Raw genomic sequence first — 10,882 nt, 5'->3', positions numbered from 1 at the left:
TTCCTTCTGAAGCATTGCCGGGAGGGTTTTAAGGATAATTTTCATGTCAAGCCAGAAGGAGTAGTTGCTGGCATAGAAGTTATCGAGCCTTTTACGTTCTCTCTCAGACATTTCCTCCTTTCCGCGGCGGCTGATCTGCCAAAGTCCGGTTAGTCCGGCAGGTCCGAGAAAACGTGTGGTCCATTCATTGGATGTAAGCATCTCTGCTTCATAAAGCGGCAAGGGGCGGTTTCCGACCATTGACATATCTCCAATCAATACATTGAAAAGTTGAGGAAGTTCGTCAACACTGGTCTTGCGGATAAGACGTCCGATCCGGGTTACGCGCGGATCGTCCTTGATCTTCATAAATACTGACTGACCGGTTTCTGTATCCGAATATTGATTACGGATACTAAGGTTCTGGATTTCCTTGTCGGCGTTTATTTTCATGGACCGAAACTTATAAAAGTCAAAAATCTTATATCCGGTTCCAACCCGTTTACTTTTATAGATCACAGGCCCTTTTGATTCAAGGCGAATCAAAACAGCTACTATGATAAACAAGGGCGATAACAAAAGCAGTGCGAGACCTGAAAAGAATATATCGAACAACCGTTTGTAAAGCGGCATTTGATATTCTACATCAACGCTTGCAGCAAGTTCGGACAGGCGCGGCCTGATCAATTTAAACTTAACAAGAAAGGCCAGCCGTTCACACAAGTCTTCAATAGGGAAGGGATAAGTGTAAAAATCGTGTACCTTCAGTGACATTGCCTCTGAGCGCCAGTTTTTATTGATAAAAGCCGAGAGGACAACGATGATGATGCCATGAAGAAGTGTACTTTTCTTAATCTTCCTGACGAGCTCGATCCAGTTACCCTGTGAGTCCGCTTCAATCAGCAGAATATCGGGCAATGTAAGAAGAGACTGGTCATTCAGATACCGTTCGACAGACTGGATATTGAGTCCCGTTGCTTCGAGATCAAACCGCGCAGCCAGATCAGGGAAAACCATATCACGCAGTTCTGTCCCTGCATATACCACTTTTGCACGCACCCCCGTCTGGTGTGAAAGATTAACGCCTGAGGTCAAAATCATTTAGCTTTAACAAAATTACTGTTTTTCTGATTTAGAAAGCAATGTCCCTATCATTGTTTTCAAAGTGGTGGGGTTAAAAGGTTTCTGAAGGTGACCTTCTAACCTGAACTGCATCTTGTTCACCTTTTCTTCAAGATTGTCGACGCCCGACAGGAGTATCACGGGAGTATCCCGGTAGTATCCGCTGATTTTTAAATTTCTGACAAAAGAACTGCCGTCAAAATAGGGCATTTGCAGGTCGGAAATAACCAGGTCCGGATCGTTACCCTGTTCAAGCCAATCGATGGCTTCAACTCCGCTGTTCTTGATTGTTAAATCGTAATCTTTCGACAAAACAAAATTTAAAAGCTTCAGAATGCTTATTTCGTCGTCTACTATTAATATCCGTTTCTTCATTCTGAACTACTTAACTGACAGCATTAAACATGAGAGCATCCGTTTATTAGCATCATTCCGAATTATGACGCTGATCACCTTACTAAGATAGGTGTTTAAGTTGATACAAGCAAAAATTATACCTGTTAACAGAAACAATATTTTATTGATAAAATCTCGTTTTGGTGATGTATTATTAAAAAATTATTAAGAAAAGAGTCGATTTTGTAAAAATTATTTTTTTATGTCGCCATCAGCACTATATTTGTTTTAGGCACTTTGGGTAATTTCGAGAACACTTACAGTCGTTGCAAAAAAATTACAATTCAAACCTGAAAATAAGTTCCGCAATATGTAGATTTAATTAATTTTGCGTTCCAACATCCAAATTATATGTCAGAAAAAGCTTCTATAATCCTTGATGGCAAGACTTATGAATACCCGGTTATACAGGGTACAGAAAATGAAAAAGCAATAGATATATCTAAGCTCCGCGACCAGACAGGTTATATTACACTTGATACCGGTTTTAAAAATACCGGTGCTACTACCAGTTCTATAACTTTCCTGGATGGAGAGCAGGGTATTTTGAAATACCGTGGATATCCGATCGAAGAGCTAGCCGAAAAATCTACATTTATTGAGGTTGCGTATCTGTTGATTTACGGAGAACTTCCAACTCCGGATCAGATTAAAGATTTTCAATATCAGATAAGCAGGCACACCCTGATTCACGAGGACATGAAGAAATTCTTTGATGCATTTCCTCATAATGCCCATCCAATGGGACAATTGTGTTCGTTGGTAAGTTCTTTATCTGCTTTCTCTCCTGAAAGCCTTAATCCAAGTCCGAGCAAGTCCGATACAAATCTTGCTGTTATCAAGCTGCTCGCTAAAATGCCCACAATTGTTTCATGGATCTACAAAGGATCGTTAGGTGAGCCGTTTATCTATCCATTAAATAAGATGGATTATATTTCGAATTTCGTTCATATGACGTTTGGCAGAGTGACAGAAGAAGTAGAAATAGATCCGGTAGTTGTAGATGCTCTGGATAAGCTTCTTATACTTCATGCTGATCATGAACAGAATTGCTCAACCTCTACTGTGAGGATTGTAGGTTCTTCTGGAAGTAACTTGTATGCGTCCATTTCTGCTGGTATTTCAGCTTTATGGGGCCCTCTTCATGGAGGTGCTAATCAGGCAGTTATTGAAATGCTGGAACTAATAAGAAATGACGGTGGGGATACCGAAAAATGGATCAATAAAGCGAAAGACAAAGATGACAACTTCCGTTTGATGGGATTTGGACACCGGGTATACAAGAACTTTGATCCACGGGCCAAGATCATCAAAAAGGCTTGTGATAATGTGCTGGAAAAGCTGGGAATCAATGATCCTGTGCTCGAGATTGCTAAGAAACTGGAAGACGCAGCCCTGCATGATCCTTATTTTGTAGAGCGTAAGCTTTATCCGAATGTGGATTTCTATTCCGGTATTATTTACCGTGCACTTGGCTTTCCTACTGAGATGTTCACCGTGCTTTTTGCACTGGGACGTTTACCCGGATGGATTGCTCAATGGCTGGAACTGCGCGATCAGAAGGAGCCGATCGGACGTCCGAGACAAGTTTATACAGGCGAGACAGATCGCGTATATGTACCCATATCGGAAAGAAAGTAGTCGTTGCGGATTAGGGAACCCTATAATATTTAAATAAAAAAGAGGCTTTCAAGCCTCTTTTTTATTTAAATATCTTTTTGTTTTTCCATGCTCAGAGCCCGGGCTTCTATAGCAACATTCCCGCTATTGTTGCAGACAGGTAAGAAGCCAATGTTCCGCAGATGAGGGCTTTAACGCCTAGTTTTGCGAGATCAGTACGGCGTTCGGGAGCCAGTTCTCCGATTCCTCCAACCTGGATCGCAATGGAACTGAAATTAGCGAAACCACACAATGCAAAACTGGTTATGATCAGCGTCTTCGGATCAAGGCTGCCCTTGATTTTTGCAAGGTCGAGATAAGCCACGAATTCATTGATCACCATTTTTGTGCCCATTAACGAGCCCGCAGCATGTACATCTTTTCCCGGTACCCCCATTGCCCGGGCGAATACTGAAAATATACTTCCGAGGATCTGGTTCAGGCTAAGATGATGAATGTCAATTCCTATAAAGGAAAGAGAAACACCCATATTGCCGAGCCCGGCACCGATCCATCCTAAGATGGCGTCGACAAGTGCAATGATCGCAATAAACCCGATCAGCATGGCGATAACATTCAGTCCCACTTTGAGGCCATCGCTGGCACCATGCGAAATAGAATCAACAAGATTGGCACTCGTTTTCTTAATTTCCAGTGATACTTTTCCCTTTGTTTCTGAAATCTGTGTTTCAGGCCAGACAATCTTGGATATAACCAGTGCCGCAGGCGCGGCCATAATACTGGCTGCAAGAAGATATTCAGCCGGCACTCCGAGCGAAATATAGATAGCCATCACGCCACCAGCGATGCAGGCCATACTCCCGGTCATAGAAGCCAAAAGCTCAGACATTGTCATGCCTTTGAGGTAGGGTTTTATCATGATCTGTGCTTCTACCTGGCCGACAAAAGCGCTTGCTACGTTAGAAAGCGCTTCGGCGCCAGATACACCCATCACCTTATAAACTGCATACGCCACTACTTTAACAATACGCTGCATAATACCGAGATAGTATGCTACGCTTACAAGTACGGCGACAAATATGATTGTCGGTACAATATTGAAAAAGAAGATGGCGTTTACTCCGAAAGACTTGCTCAGGGAAAGCTGATTGGCGAGAGGCCCGAAGACGAACTCGGCTCCGGCATGTGAAAAATCAAGGATCTTCGTTACAAGCGCCCCCAGCCAGGCGAAAACAGCCTTTCCAACCGGAACTTTTAAAATGAAAACTGCCAGCACGATCTGAATTGCCAGTCCTGAAAATACAACCCGATAGTTAATTGCCTTCCTGTTATTTGATAATAGAAAAGCGATGGCAAAAATCAGTGCGATACCAATTAAGCCGGTGAATCTGTCCATAAATTATAATGAGGAATATGAAGGTGTAATATATAAAGAATTTGCAAGCTGATATTTATGAAGACTTCCTTTTCGAAAGCTCATCCCTGATTTTTACTGCTTTTTCGTAGGCCTCTTCTGAAAGGGCCTGCTGGAGTTTCTCTTTAAGTTCCTCAACAGACATGGAATTGTAAGAAGCAGAGGGCGATTCTGCTACCTTTTCTTCCGTGGCTGCGCCTTCCATGTTTTCAAGGAAAACGAAATCGTTCCCTTCGATCATGATTCCCGCGGTGGACAGGATAAACTCGTATGTATGAATGGGGCAGTCAAATCGTACTGCCAATGCGATGGCATCAGATGTCCGGGCGTCGATTTCGACCTGTTTTTTACCGTCACTGCAAATAAGTTTTGCATAAAAAATACCATCTATCAGGTTGTAGATGATCACTTCCTGTACGGTGATATCAAATGATGAGGCAAAGGATCTGAACAGATCGTGGGTAAGCGGCCGCGTAGGGGTCATTTTCTCGATCTCTATCGCGATGGCCTGGGCTTCGAATCCTCCGATGATAATAGGTAATCTGCGTCTGCCATTTACTTCGCTTAATACCAGTGCATAAGCTCCTGATTGCGTCTGGCTGTAAGATAACCCTACTATATCTAACTTAATTTTTTTCATATCTTACCTGCCCTTAACCGCCTGTTGTTTTTTTAACGCATCCATTTATAAATCTGTTTTTTCCCGGAGCAAAAAGTTTATTTATTATTTACAAAAGCCCTGCCAGACATCGCAGAGTAAAAAGCAATATTGTATGTTATGATCAGTAAACTTACTTTTGCTTTTATTCATCAATCAAGTGCTGATTTAATTTTTGCAAATTTAACTTAAAAAAGCCTCTTTTTAAAATGCAGGAAGACCGTTTACAAAAGCTTTTGGATTTTTTAACAAAAGATCCTGCCGACCCCTTCCTGAAATATGCTCTTGCGACCGAATATCTCAAAATGGATAATCCGGAAATGGCATTAAAGTATTTTCAGGATCTGGTAAGCAACCATGAAGATTATGTTGGGACCTATTATCACCTCGGAAAGCTGTACGAAACACTCGGCAGACGCGACGACGCCCTGCGGGTATACCAGCACGGAATAGAGGTGGCACGGAAGGCCCGGAACAATCATGCAATGGCAGAGCTCAATTCAGCTTATTTATCTTTGGCGGGACTGGATTTTGAAGATGACTAAATCGACCCTCAAAAAGCTGCTTTTTATCCGCGATGTTACCATTTTTACTTTTATAGCATTCGGTGGTGCACAGGCGCATATTGGTATCATGCTCAGGGAGTTTGTCAAAAAAAGGGCTTATATAAGTGAGTCGGAACTTCTTGAATTGAATGCTTTTACGCAGGTCCTTCCCGGGCCATCCTCCACTCAGACTATCATTGGAGTTGCCTATAAGGTGGGAGGGTTGCAACTGGCGATCCTTACTCTTCTGATCTGGATATTTCCGTCTGCGGCAATCATGTGTTTCATCGCTGTTGCATATTCCGACCCTGCGCAGCAGCACCGCTTTGCTCATATTCTTCAGTATGTACAACCCATAGCTGTTGGTACTGTAGGGTATGCTGCTTTTACTCTGGCCCGTTCTGTACTGAAGACCAGGACATCTATGTGGCTGGCTATCGGTGCGATCATCGTGACCCTGATCCTGAAGAATGCATTTGTCTTTCCTCTGCTGATCCTGCTGGGCGGGATAATTTCTTCTGCAATGGAAACTTCAGCCGAAGAAAGCGCATTGAGAGTAAAGCTTTTCGCAGGGATCAACCGGAACAAGGTTCTTTATTTTCTCGGTATATTGCTGTTGTTTGCCGCCCTCGGGGCTATTATTAACCAAACTTCGCCGTTTAGTTTACCAATCCGTCTCTTCGAAAACTTCTACCGTAACGGAATTATCATCTTCGGAGGAGGACAGGTGCTCGTACCGCTTATGTTCACGGAATTTGTGGAAATGAAACGATATCTCTCGGCCGACCAGTTCCTTACCGGTTTTGCGTTTCAGCAGATCGTACCGGGGCCAACCTTTTCATTTACTTCATTCCTCGGGGCAATGACAATGAAAGGTGCAGGAAGCGGCGTGTGGGGGCAAATTGTCGGAAGTTTCGTCGCAACTATGGGAATAAACCTCCCTGGAGCCATCCTGGTCCTGTTCTTTGTCCCTTTCTGGAGCGACTTAAAAAAGATCACCAGGATCAAAAACTCCCTTTCAGGGATTAATGCGGTGGCTGTAGGGTTTATTATTGCTGCATTTATTTTCCTGATGAAGCCTATCGCCGTGAGTCTCCTTTCGGTGATGATTGTGGTAGCAACCTTTCTTATTCTGTATCTGACCAGCATCAGGACGCCTCTGTTAATTATTGCAGGCATCCTGGCGGGCTTATGCCTGTAAATTAGAATGGTGGTTCATCGTCCATATCATCCATCCTGGAAGGGCGGATGATGAAGTTGTTTTGTTTTCCTTCAAATTCATTGGATGGGGAAAGCGCTGCAAATGGATCTGCTCCGCCCATTGCAGGAGAAGCTGAAAAATCTTCGTCAAGATCGGCAAACTTCACATACTTCCCGACAAACTTGAGAGGAACTGTTCCTGTTTCACCGTTACGGTGTTTGGCAATGATAACTTCTCCCACACCGATTGTTGAACGGCCCTCTTCATCTTCAGTAAGTCCATAGTATTCAGGACGGTAGAGGAATAGTACCATGTCGGCATCCTGCTCAATTGATCCGGATTCACGAAGGTCGGAGAGCATTGGCTTCTTACTTGCTCCGGGCCTGCTTTCTACAGCACGGCTTAACTGTGAAAGTGCCAGTACGGGGACATTCAGCTCTTTTGCGACTGATTTCAGCGCCCTGGAGATACTACCAATTTCCTGCTCCCGGTTTCCTCCTCCTTTGCCTTCGCCTTTTCCATGCATCAGCTGGAGATAATCGACAATGATCATCTGGATGTCGTATTGCGCTTTCAGTCTCCGGCATTTCGCCCTGAACTCGAAGATATTCAAGGCTGGAGTATCGTCGATAAAAAGAGGTGCTTCGGTGAGTTTTCCGATTTTGGAATGAAGTTGCTGCCATTCCCATTCGGCAAGGGTCCCTTTTCTTAGTTTTTCCTGCTCTATCTCTGCTTCTCCCGAGATCAGACGATTAACAAGCTGAACAGATGACATTTCGAGAGAGAATACCACGACAGGCCTGTCAAACTGAACGGATGCATTCCTGGCGCAGCTCAATACAAAGGCCGTTTTACCCATTGCCGGACGTGCTGCGATGATCACAAGATCCGACGGCTGCCAACCTGAGGTCATTCTGTCGAGGGCCGTAAATCCTGATGGAATACCAGTCAGCCCGTCTACCCTGTCTCTGAGCTTTTCGAGTGCTTCAAGTGATTCCCTGACAATGTCGTCCATTTTTCTCGAATCCCGGCGGAGGTTATTCTGTGCAATATCGAACAGGTTCTTCTCAGCGTGGTCGAGCAGATCAAATATATCGGTTGTATCTTCGTATGCATTATTAATGATCTCAGTGGAGATCCTGATAAGTTCTCTCTGAATGTATTTCTGGGAGATGATCCGGGCATGATATTCAATATTTGCCGCCGAAGCCACCCTATTGGTTAGTTCAGTTATATAATAAGCCCCCCCGATCATTTCCAGGTCTCCCTGCTGCCTCAGCTGAGAGGTAACAGTAAGAATATCTATAGGGGATGACTTTTGAAACAAAGTATGGATCGCTTCAAAGATCTTCTTATGGCCTTCCTTATAGAAAACATCAGGCTTTAGAATATCAATAACCGCTGACAGCGCATCTTTTTCAAGCATTAATGCCCCTAAGACCGCTTCTTCCAGATCAAGTGCCTGGGGTGGTAGCTTTCCCAGTCCGCTCACCAGGTTGTTTAGTCTGGTACGGCGATCTGAAAACCCGGTACCCTTACCGCCGCTATATTGGTTATCCTTTTCTAAACTCATCTTTGCAAAAGTACACAATAAGACGCTTCTGTTTGTAAACAATGCGTATTTTACACTTACCTGATTGTGTTAAAAAATACCCCCATATATTCACAATTGGATGTGGAAAAAATGTTAATTACCTGAAAAACGACTATGTAACGCAGCTCCTGCGTATGTTAATAACTTTCAGCCGTGTTAAAAACGAAACAGAGCAGACGCCGGCACAGTATTTTCCACGAAAATAATCACTATTTTGGCTGCTAAAATTTTTATTAATGAACACTAACCCTGAGAGGTTCCCACGTGAGAGTAACCAGATGATTTTTGGCATTCGTGCTGTTATCGAGGCGATACAGAGTGGGAAGGATATTGAGGCCATATATATTCAGCGGGGACTTAGCGGGGCCTTGTTTGCTGAGCTTAAGGGATTACTGAGAGACCGCCAGGTGAATTTTCAGCAGGTTCCTGTTGAGAAGCTTAACCGCATTACGAGGAAGAATCATCAGGGGGTGATCGGGATCATTTCACCGATCACTTATCATGATATTGAAAATGTTATACCGGAGATTTACGAAAGGGGAGAAGTGCCGCTCATTTTATTGCTCGACGGCATAACAGATGTCAGAAATCTGGGTGCCATTGCGAGAACTGCCGAATGTGCAGGCGTCCATGCTATCGTAGTACCTGTTAAGGGCTCCGCGCAGATCAATCCGGATGCAATAAAAACTTCGGCCGGCGCACTTTTTAAAATTCCCGTATGCCGCCAGGATAGCTTACTTAAAGCGACCCGCTTTTTGCGTGAATCTGGTTTGCAGATAGTTGCCTGTACGGAAAAGACGCAGGATTATCTTTACGACGTAAATTTCACTGGTCCTACTGCTATAGTAATGGGCTCTGAAGATGATGGTATTTCTACCGACATACTCAGAACGGCTGATTTTCTGGCTAAGATCCCTATGCACGGTGAGATTGCATCCCTGAATGTTTCGGTTTCGTCGGGAATTATCCTGTATGAAGCAGTGAGACAAAGGCTATGAGGGTTATGAGTTATGGGTTATGAGTTATGAATCCTGTCACTCATAACACATAATTCATAATTCATAACTCAAATATACTCCTGTCCGTATATCGATTTTACATCGGCGACAATCTGTTTTACTTTCTGTTCCTGGCTTTTCTGACAGATCAGCAACGTGTTATTGGATTCAACAACGATGTAATCGTCCAGACCCTGAAGGATTACGAGTTTCTCTGCGGGAACGTTCACCATACAGTTTGCCGAGTCGTACATGATCACTCTGTCCGAAGGTATGACAGCGTTGCCCAGGTAGTCTTTCTCTGAAAGCTGATATACAGAAGCCCAGGTACCCAGGTCAGACCAGCCAAAGTCGGTGGGGAGAACATAAACATTTGAAGCTTTTTCCATAATGCCGTAATCAATGGAAATATTGGTACATTGATAATAGGCATGCTGGATAAATGGTCTTTCTGCATCCGTGTTGTATTTGTTATCACCCTCTTTAAATACATCGTTCATTTCGGGCAGGTGCTGCTCGAAAGCACTTATAATGGATGCGGCAGACCAGACGAAGATTCCGGCGTTCCATAGAAATTCTCCGCTCTGTACGAATGTCTTTGCGAGCTCGAGGTTGGGCTTTTCTGTAAAAGTCTTTACCTTGTGAAGGTCACCCTCCAGCTTTTGCGAAGTGAATTGCACATAGCCGTAGCCTGTATCAGGGCGTGAAGGTTTGATTCCGAGTGTGATCAGGCAGCTCATCCTGGAGGCCGCATCAAGAGAGTAATTGATGTTCCTCACAAATTCATCAGTATCAAGAATCAGGTGATCGGCAGGCGATACCACTATCGCTGCATCCGGATTCAGCATGGCAATTTTATGCGAAGCATAGGCCACACAGGGAGCTGTATTTCGCATAACAGGTTCTGCCAGGATCTGCTCGTCAGCTAATTCAGGTATCTGCTCCTTTACCAGCTGCGTATAATTGTTGTTGGTGACAATGTAAATATTTTCAGGCGGCACTATTTTCAGGAACCGCTGGTAGGTTTGCTGAATAAGCGTCTTTCCGGTTCCCAGAATATCGATAAATTGCTTGGGATGTGCAGTACGGCTGACTGGCCAGAACCGGCTTCCAATACCGCCAGCCATGATAACAGCATAAAAGTTCTTCATTTTGTCTAAAATAAAATCATGGGCATTTTGTTTGCACCAGCCGCCCTTCTCATCGCACTCACATGCACCTCTCCGGCCTAACTCAGCATCTAACAGCCTCTTTCTTAATCGTTCAGGTTATCAGCCCCCGGCATCCCACACTTTCCCTTCTCATTCTCACCTCTATAACTTACTCTCTACCCGTACTAACACTTTATCCCCCGG

Annotated in this window: 10 protein-coding genes; 4 read left to right on the top strand and 6 right to left on the bottom strand. The window is 44.0% G+C overall.

Annotated elements, in window-relative coordinates; translation table 11 throughout:
• Both DDR33_RS03895 and DDR33_RS03890 read right to left on the bottom strand, forming a co-directional pair.
• Window positions 1-1,080 (bottom strand): sugar transferase (locus tag DDR33_RS03895; protein ID WP_109414444.1); only part of this gene is annotated, 1,080 nt, incomplete at its 3' end.
• Window positions 1,081-1,095: 15 nt separating this feature from the next.
• The gene (locus DDR33_RS03890; RefSeq protein WP_109414443.1) at window positions 1,096-1,476 is read right to left on the bottom strand and encodes a response regulator; all 381 of its coding nucleotides are present in this window, start codon (window positions 1,474-1,476) and stop codon (window positions 1,096-1,098) included.
• Between the two features lie 372 nt (window positions 1,477-1,848).
• Here DDR33_RS03890 and DDR33_RS03885 point away from each other — a divergent pair, with 372 nt between their 5' ends.
• Window positions 1,849-3,138, top strand: coding sequence for a citrate synthase (locus tag DDR33_RS03885; protein ID WP_109414442.1), 1,290 nt, complete (start codon window positions 1,849-1,851; stop codon window positions 3,136-3,138).
• Between the two features lie 106 nt (window positions 3,139-3,244).
• On the opposite strand, the gene DDR33_RS03880 is transcribed toward DDR33_RS03885, so the two are convergent.
• Together DDR33_RS03880 and DDR33_RS03875 are read right to left on the bottom strand one after the other, a co-directional pair.
• Complete coding sequence (locus DDR33_RS03880; RefSeq protein WP_109414441.1) at window positions 3,245-4,513, bottom strand: NupC/NupG family nucleoside CNT transporter; 1,269 nt, start codon at window positions 4,511-4,513, stop codon at window positions 3,245-3,247.
• 55 nt (window positions 4,514-4,568) lie between these two features.
• A complete protein-coding gene (locus tag DDR33_RS03875; RefSeq protein ID WP_109414440.1) occupies window positions 4,569-5,171 on the bottom strand; it encodes a bifunctional nuclease family protein in 603 nt (200 codons plus the stop codon).
• A 227-nt stretch (window positions 5,172-5,398) separates the two neighbouring features.
• Between DDR33_RS03875 and DDR33_RS03870 the strand changes: the two genes are divergently transcribed.
• Window positions 5,399-5,734: a hypothetical protein gene (locus tag DDR33_RS03870; protein ID WP_109414439.1), complete on the top strand. Its 336-nt coding sequence runs from the start codon at window positions 5,399-5,401 to the stop codon at window positions 5,732-5,734.
• Window positions 5,727-6,935: a chromate efflux transporter gene (gene chrA, locus DDR33_RS03865; RefSeq protein ID WP_109414438.1), complete on the top strand. Its 1,209-nt coding sequence runs from the start codon at window positions 5,727-5,729 to the stop codon at window positions 6,933-6,935. Before DDR33_RS03870 ends, chrA begins: the two co-directional genes overlap by 8 nt.
• Before the next feature lies 1 nt (window position 6,936).
• On the opposite strand, the gene dnaB is transcribed toward chrA, so the two are convergent.
• Window positions 6,937-8,508: a replicative DNA helicase gene (gene dnaB / locus DDR33_RS03860; RefSeq protein WP_109414437.1), complete on the bottom strand. Its 1,572-nt coding sequence runs from the start codon at window positions 8,506-8,508 to the stop codon at window positions 6,937-6,939.
• 257 nt (window positions 8,509-8,765) lie between these two features.
• Here dnaB and rlmB point away from each other — a divergent pair, with 257 nt between their 5' ends.
• Window positions 8,766-9,527, top strand: a complete 762-nt coding sequence (rlmB, locus tag DDR33_RS03850) for a 23S rRNA (guanosine(2251)-2'-O)-methyltransferase RlmB (protein WP_109414435.1) — start codon at window positions 8,766-8,768, stop codon at window positions 9,525-9,527.
• Between the two features lie 68 nt (window positions 9,528-9,595).
• Here the strand turns inward: rlmB and DDR33_RS03845 are convergent, their stop codons facing one another.
• Complete coding sequence (locus tag DDR33_RS03845; protein ID WP_109414434.1) at window positions 9,596-10,678, bottom strand: mannose-1-phosphate guanylyltransferase; 1,083 nt, start codon at window positions 10,676-10,678, stop codon at window positions 9,596-9,598.
• Window positions 10,679-10,882: the final 204 nt, after the last annotated feature.

It is taken from the genome of Pararcticibacter amylolyticus, from assembly GCF_003130405.1.
Classification (GTDB): domain Bacteria; phylum Bacteroidota; class Bacteroidia; order Sphingobacteriales; family Sphingobacteriaceae; genus Arcticibacter; species Arcticibacter amylolyticus.
The sequence above is the reverse complement of the archived record's forward strand: the minus strand, read 5'-3'. Positions and strand labels throughout refer to the sequence as shown.